This window comes from Ruegeria sp. BG9 (genome assembly GCF_056538305.1).
The window spans coordinates 167,714-183,626 of the sequence record NZ_JBQFSY010000010.1; the positions used below are offsets into that span (position 1 = coordinate 167,714).

Here is a 15,913-nt window from a genome sequence, read left to right on the forward strand (position 1 = left end):
CGATCTTCCTTTGAATAATGTTTGCAAAGGTGCTCCGTTTGGATCGCACTGATTTTGTCGCTCTGCAAAAATCCTTGCGAAACAAGTGTTAGAGTGGTCAGACTTACATAGTCACAAAGAGGAAAAGCCGTACCGAGACTGGTGAAATCAGAAGATGCCACACTTAAGCGTGGCCGTCCTCACAGGTGACATGACAGTTCCCGGCTCAAAGCTGGAAGCTGGATAGTTATGGGAGGAAAGACCTTGAAAAAAATGACAAACACACTTGCTGGCTCACTGATCGCATTCGCCGCTTCCATGGGTGCTGCGCAAGCCGACAAGCTGACATTCTACTGTTCGGCGCAGGAAGACTGGTGCCAGCTGATGGCGCGCAGCTTCGAGGACGCCACCGGCATTGACGTGAACATGGCTCGCAAATCCTCTGGCGAGACCTTTGCGCAAATCCGCGCAGAAAGCTCAAACCCAAAGGGAGATGTCTGGTGGGGCGGTACGGGGGACCCGCACCTTCAAGCGGCCGAAGAAGGATTAACTATGGAATATGTCTCGCCCATGCGTGACCAGTTGCATGACTGGGCGATTTCACAGGCCGAAAGTGCTGGCAACAAGACCATCGGTATCTATTCGGGTGCGTTGGGCTATGGCTACAACTCTGACCTCCTGGCGGCCAACAACCTGCCCGAACCCGCCTGCTGGAAGGACCTGCTCAAGCCTGAATATAAAGGGCACGTTCAGATGGCGAACCCGAATTCGTCCGGAACTGCCTACACGACGCTGGCGTCGATGGTGCAGATCTTTGGCGAGGACGAGGGCTTTGAGTTCATGAAAGGCCTTCACGCCAACATAAATCAGTACACGAAATCCGGTTCAGCACCCATCAAGGCCGCGGGTCGTGGCGAGAACACGATCGGCATAGTCTTCATGCATGACGCGGTCAAGCAAGCGGTGTCAGGCTTCCCTGTAAAGGTTGTCGCCCCGTGCGAAGGCACTGGTTACGAGATCGGTTCGATGTCGATCATTGAAGGCGCTCGCAACGAAGAAGAAGCCAAAAAGTTCTACGACTGGGCGCTGAGTGCCGAAGCGCAGAACCTCGCGCTTGAAGTCAATGCCTTCCAGGTCCCATCCAACAAGGGTGCGCAAACATCTGAAAGCGCCCCGGATATGAGCCAGATCAAGCTGATCGACTATGACTTCAAAAAGTACGGCTCCTCTGATGAGCGCAAGCGTCTGCTGCAAAAGTGGGACGAAGACGTTTCGGTGCTGCCGCAGTAAGTGGCTGACATTGCAAAAACCAGGACCCACCCGGTATTGATCTTCTGGATCATTATCGGGTGGGTCGGCTACGTCCTGCTGCCATGGTACATGGTTGAGGATGGCCTTTGGTCATTTCAATGGCTCTTTAGTGGCTATCCGTTTGATGAAGATTTTGCGCCCGCTCTGTTTCTGATCGGGCAGGGTGAAAAACTCTGGCTTGCACCCTTGCTGATCCCGCTGGCATTGCCGATTCTGGTGCTGGGGAAACCTAAATCTGATCCGATCTACGCTAAGATCCTGATACTTGCGGGTGCACTGGGCTTTGGCTGGCTGATTGCGCAAGGCTTCGGGATCGGCATTCGCGGCTTCAACTTCGACTGGCTCAAGGCCCTGTTTGGTGAGCCAAAAATCCGACAGTTCGGTATGGGGTATGGCGCGATGCTCTGTGCGTCGGCCTTCTTGTTCCTGCTCACGCAGGGCATCGCGGCGCGCGGTGCAGTCAACGGCGATGTGTTTGTCGTCAGCGCGATCGGCGGCGTCATAACAATCGTCACCACCTTCGTGTTCTTTCCAATTGCCAACATGCTGTTTTCGGCCTTTGTGACCGAAGGCGGCGCCTATTCGGTATCTGTTTTTGCCTCGAAATTCTTTGATGACCGTCTCTGGGGATTGGGGTGTTTTGGGGGTGCGAAATGCGGCGCCGCGTGGAACTCCCTCTTTTTGGCCATTCTCGTCGGCCTGATCACCACGGTTCTGGGACTTTGTTTTGCACTTGTGGTCACTAGGTCAGGGTTTCGGTTCAAGCGCGGGATGCGCGCGCTGACGGTTTTGCCAATCATCACGCCCCCCTTCGTAATCGGGCTGGCCTTGATCCTACTCTTCGGTTTATCCGGGTCGGTCACAGTCTTTTTTGCCGATCTTTTTGGCGTGCAACCGTCGCGGTGGCTCTATGGAATGCCGGGTGTCCTGATCGCCCAGACGCTGGCCTTCACCCCCATCGCATTTCTGGTGCTGATCGGTGTTGTCGAAGGCGTATCGCCGTCGATGGAGGAAGCCGCCCAAACGTTGCGCGCCAATAGGTGGCAAACCTTCCGAACGGTGTCGCTGCCCCTGATGAGACCCGGTCTGGCGAATGCCTTTCTGCTCGGCTTCATCGAAAGCATGGCCGACTTCGGCAACCCGCTTGTTCTAGGCGGTAATTTTGACGTTCTGTCGACCGAGATTTTCTTTGCCATCGTCGGCGCGCAATATGATCAGGGTCGGGCCGCCGTGCTGGCCATGGTACTGCTCTTCTTCACGCTGTCTGCCTTTTACGCGCAGCGCGCCTGGCTCGGTAAGAAAAGCTACACCACCGTTTCCGGCAAGGGGGACGCCGGCGTGCATCCGCTGATGCCCAATGGGCTGGCAATACCCGTGCTAGCCATCGCGACCATCTGGGCGCTGTTTACAGCGGTTGTGTACGGCATGATCATTTACGGCAGCGTCGTTGAGCTTTGGGGCGTCAACAACACGCTCACCTTCAAACACTATGTCACCGCCTTCTCAGTGCGCATTGAAGAGGAAGGCATCCGCTGGACGGGTGCTGCATGGGACAGTTTCTGGACCACCATCAGCATTGCGGCCATAGCGGCTCCGCTGACGGCAGCTGTAGGACTGGTGACCGCCTACTTGCTCACGCGCCAAAATTTCGCCGGAAAGAACGCCTTCGAATTCGGAACGATGCTGTCCTTTGCCATTCCCGGTACCGTCATCGGGGTCAGCTACATCCTGGCTTTCAACGTTCCCCCGATCGAAATTACAGGCACGGGTGTGATCCTCGTGATCAGCTTCATTTTCCGCAACATGCCCGTTGGCGTGCGTGCGGGTATCGCATCCATGTCGCAACTGGACAGGTCGCTTGATGAATCGTCGCTGACGCTGGGTGCAAACTCGTGGCAGACGTTCCGACGCGTGATTCTGCCCCTGCTCAAGCCCGCCATCCTAGCGGCACTCGTCTACAGTTTTGTCCGCGCGATGACCGCGATCTCTGCAGTCATTTTTCTGGTATCGGCCGAATACGACATGGCGACCAGCTACATCATCGGGCGCGTCGAGAACAATGATTACGGCCTTGCCATCGCCTATTCCACCACGCTGATCTTCGTGATGCTGGCATCTGTAGGGCTTTTGCAATTCCTCGTGGGCCGCGTGCAGATCGGACGGCGCACCCAGATCGGAGCGGAAAGAACGACATGACGGATACCAACATTGCTAGTAAAGCCGCGCCGGTTCGGTTCGAAGAAGTGTCAAAAGTATTTGGCAAAGATGTCGTGGCCGTCGACAACATCGACCTGCATGTGGAAGCAGGTAAACTGGTGACGCTCCTGGGACCATCGGGCTGCGGCAAAACAACGACGCTGCGCATGATTGCCGGTCTGGAGATGGCCAGCTCGGGCAGGATCGTGATTGGCGATCGCGACGTGACCAAGCTGCCCGCGACCGATCGCGATGTGTCTATGGTGTTTCAGTCTTACGCCCTGTTCCCACATATGAGCGTGATGGAAAACGTGATGTACGGTTTGACATTTTCCGGCTTTGATAAGAGCGAGGCCAGATCGCGCGCGCTCAAAGGGTTGGAACTGGTGGGCCTCAAAGGCTTCGACAACCGTTTGCCTAGCGAGCTGTCAGGAGGCCAGCAACAACGTGTCGCAGTCGCCCGCGCGCTGGTGCTGGAACCGCAGGTGCTGCTCTTTGACGAACCCCTGTCGAACCTCGATGCCAAACTGCGCCGACAGGTGCGCGAAGACATTCGCTCCATTCAGCGGGACCTCGGACTGACGGTTGTCTATGTAACCCACGATCAGGAAGAAGCGCTTGCCGTGTCCGACGAAATCGTCGTCATGCGTAACGCCGCCATCGCCCAGATCGGCACACCACGGCAACTCTATGACGCACCAATGGACCGCTTCGTGGCTGACTTCATCGGTGAAGCGAACCTGATCGAGTGCAAAATCGTCGAAGTCGATGGCGATCAGGCGACAATCGACATCGAAGGACACCGCCACAGCTTGCCCTCTCGCGATTTGCCCGTGGGGCCGGCAACGCTGGCGGTGCGTCCGTCCCGCATCCTAATCGGATACGAAACCGGCATCCCGGCACAAGTCTCCAAGGCTACCTATGTCGGCGTGCGCATGGAATACACGCTGACCGGCGCATTCGGACAGGTGTTTGCCGTGCAGGACGACGTGGATGACCCGTTGCAACCGGGCACTGACATCAAAATGGCTTTTGCAGACCGGGGACCGGTTTTGCTGCCAAAGGGCTGACATTGCCGAAACTCGTTATCATTTCGCACCCGGAAGTGGTCGTGAACCCAGAGATCGCAATCACCAACTGGGAACTGAGTGAGGTGGGCCGCACCCGGGCCGAAGCATTTGCAAATGCGCCGATCATGGCCTCGGTCAGCGCCATCTGGTCCAGCACCGAACGCAAGGCAGAACAGACAGCTGCGATCCTGGCCAAACCGCACGGCCTTGAGGTGAAGGTAAACCCGGCGCTGGGCGAAAACGACCGCAGTGCCACCGGTTTCCTGCCACCGCACCAGTTCGAAGCCGCCGCCGATGCATTCTTCGCTGCACCCGACGTGAGCTTTCGCGGCTGGGAAACCGCGACAGATGCTCAGGCCCGGATTGTCGGGGCAGTCACGTCAATCATGGACGCGCACGATGGTGGTGATCTTGCCATCGTAACCCATGGCGCGGTTGGGACGCTGCTTTGGTGTCATCTCTCCGGAGTGCGGATTGATCGCCAGCACGACCAGCCTGGGCAGGGGCATTTCTGGAGCGCTGACTTGGACACGCTGCGCTGTGACACCGGCTGGCGGGCTATCGCCTGAAGCAAATCAGACGTGCCATGCCTTCTCGCAAATTGCTTTGAGATCATCAAAGATCTTTGGCGTACCGGCAATGACGCGGCCACCATTGCGGATCATTTCATTGGCGTCCTGTTCTTCGACGACACCACCGGCCTCTGCGATCAACAGTTGACCGGCAAGACAGTCCCACGCGTTCATATGCTCTTCGACGTACCCCAACAGCCGGCCTGCCGCGACATAGGCAAGCGACAGCGCGCCGCTTGCATTGCGATGATACATGGCCCCGCGTTCGATGATGGCTGAAATGATTGGGATCACCTTTGCCGCTTCGATGCGGTTCGAATATCCGACCGAGACGGTCCCGCTTGACATATCGACGCCTGATGCGACCTGCATTGGCTGCCCGTTGAGCGTTGCTCCCGCCCCCCGCATGGCGACATAGGTCTCAGCCACGTTCGGCTCGTGAATGACACCGATTTGTGTTTGTCCCTCTGCAACAACCGCCAGGACGATCGTCCACGCCGGAATGCCGTTTACGAAGTTCGTGGTGCCGTCAATTGGGTCGATCACCCAGTCAAACCCGCTGGACCCTGATTTCGCATCATGCTCCTCTCCGAAGATTCCGTCATCGGGATAGGCCTCGGTTATTTTTTCTCGAACATACGTCTCGACATTCCGGTCGGCTTCGCTGACCCAATCCTGAGCACCCTTTGCGTCCACCACCAGAGTGTCTCTATTTCCAAAATATCTAATAGCCAACGCGCCTGCTTCTTCAGCCACTTTGGTGGCGAACATACTTCGATCAGAGATGCTATGCACTCGACCCTCCTGCCGTTAAATTCTGTTTCTGATTATGAACAATAGGCGCTGCCGGGGGTCAGCACTACCAAGCAACATCGAAACCCTTTCGTCGATTTCTTCGGATACATATTACGACAACGAAATGAAGCCCCAAACTAATAGTGGACAACGGACCTATGCAATTGATGTCTCTTACGTGAAGGCCCGCTTTGAGCCCAGAAATACCGAATGCTACGCAATGCACGAATGGCTGCTTTTTCTCATCTGCCGCTAACCATACCAGCAATCATTGCGCCTAGCGCGACAAGGTGGACAAGCATGAGCGCCTTGTCATGCCACAGTGCGCCAACGGCGAACCAACCAACTACACCGACAAGAAACATGTATAGGTTCCAAGGTGCCCAACCAAACCCCGTTGCAGTATATCCCATGATCTGAACGGCGGATGCGCCCCACTTGACAGCGAAGACAAGGCGCTCGCGAGGCGATCCAAGGACCAAAGCATCAGACTGCACGGGTCAAGCCTCCGTCGATACGCAGGTTTTGTCCCGTCATATAGCCACCATCTTCCGAGGCGAGCCACGAAATAAGAGAAGACACCTCCGACGCCAACCCGTAACGCCCCATGGGAATACGCGCTTTGCGGTCTTCGGTTTCGGGCAGGCTGTCGATAAAGCCTGGAAGGACGTTGTTCATACGAATGTTGCCTGACGCATATTTGTCCGAGTAAAGCTTCGTGAATGCGGCAAGCCCGGCCCGGAATACCCCCGACGTTGGAAAAAGAGGGTCGGGTTCGAATGCCGCAAAGGTTGAGATGTTGATGATTGCTCCGCCGCCCTGCGCCTGCATAGTGGGTGTGACAAGCCTTGTCGGGCGGATCACGTTCATCAGGTAGACTTCCATCCCTTTATGCCAGTCGTCGTCGCTGATTTCGAGAACCGGACCTTTCGGACCGTGGCCAGCAGAGTTCACCATGACATCGATACGGCCCCAACGATCCTTAGCACCATTGACCAAAGCGTTCAGTGCCTCATCGTCAAGGTTAGAGCCCGTCACGCCAAAGCCGCCAAGTTCCAGCCCAAGCGCCTCACCTTTACCGGACGAGGACAGGATACCAACCTTGAACCCATCTTCCGCCAATTTGCGGGCTGCATCCGCTCCCATGCCGCTGCCGCCCGCTGTGACCAGAGCTACTTTTTCTACTGACATAGCGAGTGTCCTTTCATGATTGGACTATATATGGCTCTCTCAATGAGAAAGTACGATTGAGAATTGATGTTACATGACAGTAGAAATACTATTGAAAAATGACTGACCTTCCCCCGCTCAATAGTTTGCGTGCTTTCGATGCAGCCGGCCGCCGCCTTAGTTTCCGAGCCGCCGCAGATGAATTAGGCGTCACGCAAGGGGCCGTGGCGCAACAAGTGCGTCAGCTCGAAGCGCATCTTGATGTGGCCTTGTTTGAACGGGTGCCGAAGGGCCTGCGGTTTACATCGGTCGGGCGCAGCTTTCACAACCGGATCGCTGACGTGTTCGCAGACCTTCGATCCGCAACGGCCGAGTTGAAGCCAGAGCCGAACAAAGTCCTTATCAGCGTCACCCCGACTTTCGCTGCAAAATGGTTGATCCCCAACCTACCGGATTTTTCGGCAGCATACCCGAATATAGATTTGCGGATCATGGCCACTGAGAAAGTCTCGAGCTTTCATAGCGACGGGATAGACCTTGCAGTGCGCCAAGGGTCGCCACACTTCGGCGCTTCACTGGACGTAACGCTTTTGTTCAAGCAATCGCTCATCGCGGTAGCCGCGCCAGAATTCGCGGCCAAGGACGGAAGTCTCCTTGAGCCAGAAACCCTCACTAAACTGCCGAAGATCCATGACACCCATGATCTATGGCCCAGCTACCTTGCGCAATTGGGCGTCGAGGACCAGTCTCCCCGTGACCTCCGCTTGAGCCAAACGTCGCTTGCGGTCGACGCAGCCATCGCTGGACAAGGCGTGGCCTTGGTAAGCCGGTTTCTAGTAGCTCATGACATTGAAGCCGGATGCTTGGTCGAGGTTGGTGCAGCCTGGGAAGTGGGCAGAAATGACTTCTATGTCCTCATGTCGCGAGCTACTAAAAACCATGATTCGGTGGCCAGCGTTGTGGCATGGCTCAAGTTGCGCTCCGCCGAAGATACCTAATTGCCTTGAATGGAAAGCCGTCATTCGCATCATTCGGGCGAATGGTAGCTTTGTCCGCACAGCAGACATAGTCGTTTTACGACACAAAGTCTGGTTCCGTTCTTTAGCGGACATCCAGGAAAACTGCTCAAGACAGAGAGTATCTGGTCCCCATCGAGCCACCCCGCTGAAACATGGTCAGCTTTTGTTCTTCAAAACTTTCAATTTCTTATCATCTTTCTGTGACCGGATAGCTTACCCTGAACTGGTCGCGGAGCATGCGAAAGATGAACTTGGCCTTGTGACTTATAGTCAAAGGTTCATTCGAAATTCTAAGACTGTTCCACTTGCTGGAGCAAGTTGATCGCCAGGTGTTCAGCGTAGCTGCGCCAACACATCTTCCGCGGCCCTTAATCCTTCTAGGTGGGCTCCGCTGACCGAGCATTGTTGGTTAGGATGTGTAGCTTCACCGGCGAAGTGCACCCGCTCAGCATGAGACTGGCGTAAGACAGCGCGTTTGTTGTGGCCTCCCGGCTTGGCTCCAGCGTAAGAACCACGCACATAGGGTTCATTTCGCCAAGCGGTAGCGTGGCCTTTGATGAAGGCTTTTCTGACTGTTGTGCCGAAAAAGCCAACCAATGTTTCGAGCGCGTGCTCTATGGCGCTTTCAGGCCCCGCGTCCTGCAAAAGTCTGGAAAAGCTTCCAGAACTTTCAAAGCTGGTAAGGCCGGTGTTTGCGATGTTGCAAAGAAAACCGCCTCCGCGGGCTACCCCGTTGGCGTCGGGTTCTAAGTGGTACGTCAACCAAGTATCGGGTTGCACTGGCAAAGCTCCGGAGCGGAAAAGGAGGCCAGCGTGATTGTAGTCTCCCATAGTGATGAGCTCGAGCGCTGAGCGTCGGTCGGATTCTAGCGGGGGATCAAAGTGGATGATGTCTTCGGCTAGGACGCCGACGGAAACTGTAACAATTACGGTTCGAGCTTTGATCTTGCCAGTGGCCGTAGTTATCTGCACCCCTTCAGTGAGAGATTTTATTTCTGTGACCGGAGTGGCCAATTTAATTGGCAGCCCCTTTGCAGTGCATGCAATTAGGTGTCCGAAGCCTTCGCGACAAAACCAATCGTCTCCGCCCTCCCAGGCACTGATGTCTCGCAGAGATGTATCCGGCAAATCTCTGGCAATCGACAAGGCAAATGTCATCGCTGCCGTGAACGACCAATGCCCTTTGTTCTGCCAAATGTCTGCCAAGGACCGGTCTGTTGGAATTCCGGTACTTGCTTCAATTTCTGCATCGATGCGCGCCGCTTCAGTGATCGCGCTATGAAGCTCGTCGACTTCGTCCCACAGAACAGCGTCATCCTCCAAGCCATATGTCACCGCGTTGTCTGGGGCTGCATAGAGATCAAGGCCGAGTGCGAGACCTGGAGCTTTCAGAGCGTTTGCATGTTCGGTATGCATCCAGTGCGCACCCATGTCGAACGGGACGCCAAAGATTTCCGTGTCCGTGTGTGTGCGCCCCCCGACGCGGTTGGATGCCTCGATGCAGACTACTGAGAGTCCCGCGGATTTGAGAGCGTGAGTAGCTGCAATTCCTGCTGCTCCGGCGCCAACGACAACGACGTCAAAGTCGTGAACTTTCAATGCTTTCGCTCCAGAAATGAGATTGGCATGAGAGATGGTTTTCGGAGTGGGTTTGCGCTTTCCTTACATTTTGAGAATTTACAAGGATTTGAGTTATCCAAGGATTTTGTCGTTTGCGCGGAAGCAGTCATTGATTGGTTCTTGAGTTTAGATTGCAAACGAATTCTGGAATTGAAACGCCCTCGTATCTAGCCAGATCGAGCGGATCTTCCGTGTCAAGCTTGCTGCATCTTCGGTAGATTTCCAGCATCTCGGCAGAAAGCTCGCCGCTCTTAAAAAAATACATCGCGGCAGCATATCTTGTGGCGCCAGAGCCAGGTTTTCCGATGGCTGTTACCAGGAACTGCGTTTGAGCTTCTGCTTCCTCCACTTTGAATATACCTTTAGTCACGATTTCGGCTCAGCGGACATCGCATCATTCAACGCGGCAACTTCATCTTCTCCAGGCGCTGATTCAGAGTTGTAGATTGGCAGAATGTTCCTGAGATGGTCATGATGAGAGCGCACGCCGTACTCGAGATCAGAAAGATAGAAGCCTTCAAACGCCTCCGAAGCCATGGCTTCGTTGGACCATATCGTGAGCTGAATATCTTCTTCCACTGTCTCTCGATCAATCCGGGCGGCAAGGTAGCGTGCCGCTCTTTGTTGGCGGTCTTCGTTCGGGTTTCGGTATGTCGCGCTCCGTAGAATGGATTTATCCGTCGTGATCGGAAACTCTTGATAAAAGAGGGTCGTCTCAGGTGTGACGGCTATGACCGCATTTGGAAAAATGCCGTAGTAAAGCCAAGTTTTGTGCAAGTGTTCTGGCAGGTGAGGCTGTGGTTTAGTGAATTTCTTGTAGTTGCGAACGGCCCACCTCCGGCCCTTTGTCGGAGTGAATTTTCCGTCAGAACGTGAGATACCATCGACATATGGTTCGTCTGAATAGGTCGAGCCATACAGATCCTGAAGGGCAGGGTGCGCGAGCGGGACATGATACCCTTCGTTGTCGACATCTCTGATCGATTTCCAGTTTACAGGAGTCTCCTCGGTCCAGATTCCGTCCGTCGGGACATGTTCGGCCATTTTGTAGGCAGAGACTTCCTGTTCAATCGGGGCTAGCAGTTCGGCTACTGATGGCTGGGGTCCAGGTTTGAATCGGACGAAGACAAAACCCTGCCAGATTTCCATTTCAATCTCTTTCAGGCCAAACTCGTGCTTGTCTAGATCGGGGAACGACTCTGGACGGGCGGCGCCGCGTAGCGTTCCATCAAGATTGTAAACCCAGCCGTGAAATGGGCAGACTAGAGCGTTTGCACATTTTCCTTGCTCTTTCGAGACCAGCCGAGAACCGCGGTGACGACAAACGTTTAGAAACGCGCGGATGTCCGAGTTGCTGTCCTTCAAGATCAGGGCGCGCTCACCGCACATGTCAAAACATAGAAAATTACCGGGTTCCGGAACATCCGAAACATGGCACGCGATTTGCCAATGCGTTTTGAAAAGTTCGCTCTTCTCAAGTTCAAGAAGGGCATTGCTGTGATAGCACCAACCGGGCAACCCGCGACGGTCCCAATTGGTAGGAATTTCTGTGTTTCTTACTTCGTCGCGCATCGGAACAACCCGCATAGTTTTGGTTTGGTCAGTTTGGGTCTCAGATGGGGACAGTATCCAGGAGTGAAAATTTGGCCTTGCTGGATCCGCCACTCTTCGACTGAGTGTAGGTGTCGCTTAAATTGACTTGCTCGTCAACTTTTTCTGACTGAATGATCATTCAGAAATGTGCTGCTAGTCACGCCTGTGAGGTTTCATTGGTCGATGGTTTTCGATTTACCTGCTCAAATCAGGTGCAAAACCAGTGATACGTAGAGATATGATCAAAATTCATTCAACCAAGCTTGACAGTGCAGATTTCAGCGGACTACCGTTTTGAATGACCAGTCAGATAAAAACATAGCGACTTGGGGGAATGGGGTGCTTGGTGATCGCGCCGGCAACGCAGGCGCGATCATTCGAGAAGACAGACTAGCAAACAAGGCAAGACAAATTCAGCCACCACTCAGGGAGAGGAAGCGAAGTTATGAACTCAATCAGGAAAATCGCCGGAATTACAGTTATAGCAGCAACTACTACTGCAGTTTCGGGATCGGCTTACGCGCAAGAGCGTGTGTTGAAGGTTACGAATTGGGGAGAATACATCGCTGAAGACACAATCGAGAACTTCGAAAAAGAATACGGTATCAAGGTGATCTATGATCCGTATGACTCTGCCGAAGCAATTGATGCCAAGCTACTCGCGGGAAACAGCGGATATGATGTGGTTAGTCATGCCGGCAGTGATACGGCTCGTCTGATTAAGGCGGGAATTGTTGCACCGTTGGATATGTCGAAGCTGGACAATATCAAGCACATCGACCCGGCAATCATGGAGCAGTTGTCAAGTGAATGGGATCCAGGCAACCAACACTTCATTCCTTATATGTGGGGAACGCACGGCGTCACATACAACGAAGAATTGGTGAAAGAGACGTATCCAGATGCCCCCATAGGCTCGATGGATATGGTTTTCGACCCTGTTCACATGAAAGAGCTGTCCAAGTGTGGAGTTTCATTCCTGGATTCCCCGGGCGACATCATTCCGATGGCTTTAGCGCATATGGGCCTGGATGCGAACTCCACAAACAAGGAAGACTATGAGAAGGTTGGGGAGATGTTGGCGGAAATCAGGCCATACATCAAAACCTTCGATAACTATGCTTATCAACGGATGCCTCAGAAAGAGTTCTGTGTCTCAACCACATGGGGCCCTGACGGTCTCCTTGCCATGTCTGGCGCAGCGGAAGCCGACACTGGTGTAGTGCTAGACTTCTTCCTGCCCGAAGGTGATCGTACAGCGCAGCTGTGGATTGATGGTTGGCTAATCCCGAAAGACGCCGCGAACAAAGAAGACGCTCATCTTTTCCTGAACTATATGATGCGCCCCGAGGTTGCGGCCAATGATAGTAACTTCACCTGGTATGCGACCGCCAACCTGACGGCCAAGCCCATGGTTGATGAGGCTGTAACCTCCAGCCCAGCCGCGTTCCCAACATCGGATCAGGTTGCCAAGATGTACACGACTGCCGTTCTTCCTCCCAAGGTCGAGCGCTTGCAGACACGTACCTGGACTGACTTTAAGGCCGGAAACTAAATCCACTCACACCGGCAAATGAAGTAGCGGACCAGACCGGTTCGCTACTGCATCCCCAGATCCCGACTGGCAGACTAAGAGGCCCAAATTGACTGTTTCCACGGCTGTCAGCCCAGAACCATGGCTCGATCAAAAAGAACAGGAACCTCTGGTCAAAATCAGAGGCGTAACCAAAAAATACGGTGCAGTGACTGCTGTCGATAACGTTGATCTGGATATCTACAAAGGAGAGTTATTCTGCCTTTTAGGCGGATCTGGATGTGGAAAGTCGACACTACTTCGAATGCTTGCTGGGTTTGAGGATTTGAACAGTGGTACAATCACTATCGACGGAGTCGATATGGCCGATGTGCCAGCTTACGAACGTCCGACCAATATGATGTTCCAAAGCTATGCGCTGTTTCCGCATATGACCGTCGAAAAAAACGTGGCTTTCGGGTTGGAGCAAGACCATGTCCCCAAGCTAGACATTGCGGACAGAGTTCACGACATCCTCAAGCTTGTTGAGTTGGAAGATTTCAAAAAGAGAAAACCTAAACAATTGTCCGGTGGGCAACGCCAGCGTGTTGCATTGGCGCGGGCCTTGGTCAAACGTCCCAAGTTGCTGCTCCTGGATGAACCTTTGGCTGCTCTGGACAAAAAACTGCGTAAGCAAACGCAGTTTGAGCTTGCCAACATTCAGGACAAGGTCGGCGTCACGTTCATCGTCGTGACTCACGATCAGGAAGAAGCAATGACCCTGTCTTCGCGAATGGCCGTTATGGACGCGGGTCGCTTCAAACAGATTGGAACTCCGACAGAGATCTACGAGTTTCCAGAATCCCGCTTTGTGGCTGACTTTATCGGATCAGCAAATATTTTTGAGGGCAGGGTGACCGAGGATGGGGTCGACCATGTTCGGGTCGAAACCGAGTTCTGCGAAGTTTATATTGATCACGGTCATTCTGTTAAGGCTGGCAGCAAGATTTGGGTTGCGCTGAGGCCCGAGAAAATTCGACTTGAGAAATCTGATACAATTGCTGAGGGCGCGAACCAGACAGCGGCCGTTATCGACGATGTTGGGTATTTGGGAGAGACATCGATCTACAAGGTAAGGCTTCCCAATGGCGAAATCTTCGACGTCACTCAGCCCAACCAGTCACGTCCGACGCATGCTGCGCAGCGATTAACCTGGGAAGACAAGGTAAATATCAGCTGGGATCCGTCTAGCGCCATGTTGCTCCACTCATGACGGATTTCACCGAGGATATGTTCGAACCGCCGCAGGTTGAACGACAACCCATGATCCGTTTAGTGATGCGGCGTATCCATAGCAGATGGCGTCAGATCGTCACCGTCATACCGTTCTTCTGGTTGCTTGTATTCTTTCTGGCACCGTTCTTCATTGTCGCCAAGATAAGCTTAGCTGAACTGGCGATTGCGAGCCCGCCATTCACAAGTTTAATTGAGTGGACAGGTGACGGGATCATGACAATCCGCCTGGTCTTCGACAATTTTGTCTACATCTGGGAAGACAGCCTGTACTTTGACACTTACGTAAATTCACTCAAGATTTCAGTAACGTGTACGTTCTTGTGCCTCTTGTTTGGCTACCCTATTGCCTATGCAATTGTACGATCGGGGCCGGTTGCGAAGCCGCTCTTGTTGTTTGCAATCATTCTTCCGTTTTGGACGTCTTTCTTGTTGCGGGTCTATTCGTGGATGGGCCTGCTTGCGGATCAAGGCACGATCAACAACCTTCTGATAGCGCTGGGGGTGATCGATGAGCCGATCCGCATGCTTTACACGGAATTCGCCGTCTATATCGGGATCGTCTACACCTATATGCCGTTCATGATCCTGCCGCTGTACGCGAATATGGAGAAGCTGGACAACAGCCTGAACGAGGCGGCCGCCGACCTTGGTTCCAAACCAACGAACACTTTCTTCAAAATCACATTGCCTCTGACGATGCCTGGAATTGTCGCTGGTTCACTGCTGGTCTTTATCCCTGCGACCGGCGAGTACGTTATCCCCGATCTGTTAGGTGGCGGCAACGTGCAGATGATTGGGCGGGTTCTCTACAATGAGTTCTCTAGAAACAGCGATTGGCCAGTGGCCGCCGCAGTTGCGATTGTTCTGCTGTTCATACTGGTGCTGCCAATCATGGTTTTCCAGCACTACCAAGGCAAAGCAGCGGAGGAGCAATAGATGTACGCCAAACGCTCCCGTTTCTTAACCATCATGCTGACCTTGGGACTGGCATTCTTTTACATCCCAATGATCCTGTTGGTTATTTACTCATTCAACTACTCCAAGCTGGTACCGGTTTGGGGTGGATGGTCGTTGCGCTGGTACAAAGAGCTTTTTCAATCTGCGGAAGTCTGGAGCGCTGTTTCACTCAGTCTTCAGATTGCCGTTGTCAACGCTACTTTTGCCACGGCGCTTGGCACCTTGGCAGGTCTGGCTATGGTGCGCTTTGGACGGTTCAAGGGGCGGACCTTGTTCGGTGGCATGTTGGTCGCGCCCTTGGTGATGCCCGAGGTGATAACCGGATTGTCCTTGCTGGTTTTCTTCATCTCGCTGAACCAGCTGATCGGATGGCCTGCTGAGCGCGGTTTTGCGACGATTACGATCGCGCATATTACCTTTTCCATGGCCTATGTGGCGGTAACAATTCAGGCACGCTTAACCGGTGTGGGGCAAACACTGGAAGAAGCCGCCGCCGATCTTGGCGCAAAACCGTTCAAAGTTCTGACGGCCATAACGATCCCACAGCTGACGCCGGCACTAATTTCGGGATGGTTGCTGGCCTTCACGCTGTCTCTCGATGACTTGGTCATAGCAAGTTTTGTTACCGGCCCAGGCGCAAATACCTTGCCAATTTTGATCTTTTCGCGCATTCGACTGGGCCTCAGGCCGGACATCAACGCGCTAGCAACCATCATGATTCTTGTGATCGCTATCTGTGTCGCTATCGCAGCAATAATTATGTTCCGGCAACAGAGAGCGGATTTGTTGGACAGGCAAATGGCTGAACGAGAGGAGAGTTAA

General features: G+C 53.7%; 15 protein-coding genes. 9 read left to right on the top strand and 6 right to left on the bottom strand.

Features of this window, described 5'->3' with window-relative positions; genetic code table 11:
• Positions 1 to 252 precede the first annotated feature (252 nt).
• The 4 genes from ACR0I8_RS17905 to ACR0I8_RS17920 are packed head-to-tail and all read left to right on the top strand — an operon-like array spanning position 253 to position 5,125.
• Positions 253 to 1,269 (top strand): ABC transporter substrate-binding protein, encoded by a 1,017-nt coding sequence (locus ACR0I8_RS17905; RefSeq protein ID WP_480703453.1) that lies wholly within the window; start codon positions 253 to 255, stop codon positions 1,267 to 1,269.
• Positions 1,270 to 3,486: an ABC transporter permease gene (locus ACR0I8_RS17910; RefSeq protein WP_170692003.1), complete on the top strand. Its 2,217-nt coding sequence runs from the start codon at positions 1,270 to 1,272 to the stop codon at positions 3,484 to 3,486.
• Positions 3,483 to 4,556: an ABC transporter ATP-binding protein gene (locus tag ACR0I8_RS17915; protein ID WP_170692005.1), complete on the top strand. Its 1,074-nt coding sequence runs from the start codon at positions 3,483 to 3,485 to the stop codon at positions 4,554 to 4,556. Before ACR0I8_RS17910 ends, ACR0I8_RS17915 begins: the two co-directional genes overlap by 4 nt.
• Positions 4,557 to 4,558: 2 nt before the next feature.
• Positions 4,559 to 5,125 carry a histidine phosphatase family protein gene (locus ACR0I8_RS17920; protein ID WP_170692008.1) on the top strand — a complete coding sequence of 189 codons (567 nt, stop codon included), beginning with the start codon at positions 4,559 to 4,561 and terminating at the stop codon, positions 5,123 to 5,125.
• 6 nt (positions 5,126 to 5,131) lie between these two features.
• Here the strand turns inward: ACR0I8_RS17920 and ACR0I8_RS17925 are convergent, their stop codons facing one another.
• From ACR0I8_RS17925 to ACR0I8_RS17935, 3 genes are all read right to left on the bottom strand, one after another.
• Positions 5,132 to 5,923 (bottom strand): inositol monophosphatase family protein, encoded by a 792-nt coding sequence (locus ACR0I8_RS17925; protein WP_348540226.1) that lies wholly within the window; start codon positions 5,921 to 5,923, stop codon positions 5,132 to 5,134.
• Between the two features lie 242 nt (positions 5,924 to 6,165).
• The gene (locus ACR0I8_RS17930; protein ID WP_480703455.1) at positions 6,166 to 6,420 is read right to left on the bottom strand and encodes a DUF6552 family protein; all 255 of its coding nucleotides are present in this window, start codon (positions 6,418 to 6,420) and stop codon (positions 6,166 to 6,168) included.
• Positions 6,410 to 7,114 carry an SDR family oxidoreductase gene (locus tag ACR0I8_RS17935; protein WP_170468195.1) on the bottom strand — a complete coding sequence of 235 codons (705 nt, stop codon included), beginning with the start codon at positions 7,112 to 7,114 and terminating at the stop codon, positions 6,410 to 6,412. Before ACR0I8_RS17935 ends, ACR0I8_RS17930 begins: the two co-directional genes overlap by 11 nt.
• Positions 7,115 to 7,212: 98 nt before the next feature.
• On the opposite strand from ACR0I8_RS17935, the gene ACR0I8_RS17940 reads away from it, so the two are divergent.
• Entirely contained in the window at positions 7,213 to 8,091 is an 879-nt protein-coding gene (locus ACR0I8_RS17940) for a LysR substrate-binding domain-containing protein (protein ID WP_170692010.1), read from the top strand.
• A gap of 354 nt (positions 8,092 to 8,445) precedes the next feature.
• Here ACR0I8_RS17940 and ACR0I8_RS17945 read toward each other — a convergent pair whose 3' ends face one another.
• The 3 genes from ACR0I8_RS17945 to ACR0I8_RS17955 all read right to left on the bottom strand — a co-directional run bounded on the left by ACR0I8_RS17945 (position 8,446) and on the right by ACR0I8_RS17955 (position 11,304).
• Positions 8,446 to 9,711 (bottom strand): flavin monoamine oxidase family protein, encoded by a 1,266-nt coding sequence (locus ACR0I8_RS17945; RefSeq protein ID WP_170352660.1) that lies wholly within the window; start codon positions 9,709 to 9,711, stop codon positions 8,446 to 8,448.
• 127 nt (positions 9,712 to 9,838) lie between these two features.
• Positions 9,839 to 10,102, bottom strand: a complete 264-nt coding sequence (locus ACR0I8_RS17950) for a hypothetical protein (protein ID WP_348540225.1) — start codon at positions 10,100 to 10,102, stop codon at positions 9,839 to 9,841.
• The gene (locus ACR0I8_RS17955; protein ID WP_170352661.1) at positions 10,099 to 11,304 is read right to left on the bottom strand and encodes an aromatic ring-hydroxylating oxygenase subunit alpha; all 1,206 of its coding nucleotides are present in this window, start codon (positions 11,302 to 11,304) and stop codon (positions 10,099 to 10,101) included. The genes ACR0I8_RS17950 and ACR0I8_RS17955 overlap by 4 nt, the downstream gene beginning before the upstream one ends.
• A 466-nt stretch (positions 11,305 to 11,770) precedes the next feature.
• Here ACR0I8_RS17955 and ACR0I8_RS17960 point away from each other — a divergent pair, with 466 nt between their 5' ends.
• The 4 genes from ACR0I8_RS17960 to ACR0I8_RS17975 all read left to right on the top strand — a co-directional run bounded on the left by ACR0I8_RS17960 (position 11,771) and on the right by ACR0I8_RS17975 (position 15,913).
• Complete coding sequence (locus ACR0I8_RS17960) at positions 11,771 to 12,880, top strand: extracellular solute-binding protein (RefSeq protein ID WP_170692012.1); 1,110 nt, start codon at positions 11,771 to 11,773, stop codon at positions 12,878 to 12,880.
• Positions 12,881 to 12,968: 88 nt separating this feature from the next.
• Positions 12,969 to 14,111, top strand: a complete 1,143-nt coding sequence (locus ACR0I8_RS17965) for an ABC transporter ATP-binding protein (RefSeq protein WP_170352663.1) — start codon at positions 12,969 to 12,971, stop codon at positions 14,109 to 14,111.
• A gap of 65 nt (positions 14,112 to 14,176) precedes the next feature.
• Positions 14,177 to 15,070, top strand: coding sequence for an ABC transporter permease subunit (locus ACR0I8_RS17970; protein WP_216599185.1), 894 nt, complete (start codon positions 14,177 to 14,179; stop codon positions 15,068 to 15,070).
• Positions 15,071 to 15,913 (top strand): ABC transporter permease subunit, encoded by an 843-nt coding sequence (locus ACR0I8_RS17975; protein WP_170352665.1) that lies wholly within the window; start codon positions 15,071 to 15,073, stop codon positions 15,911 to 15,913.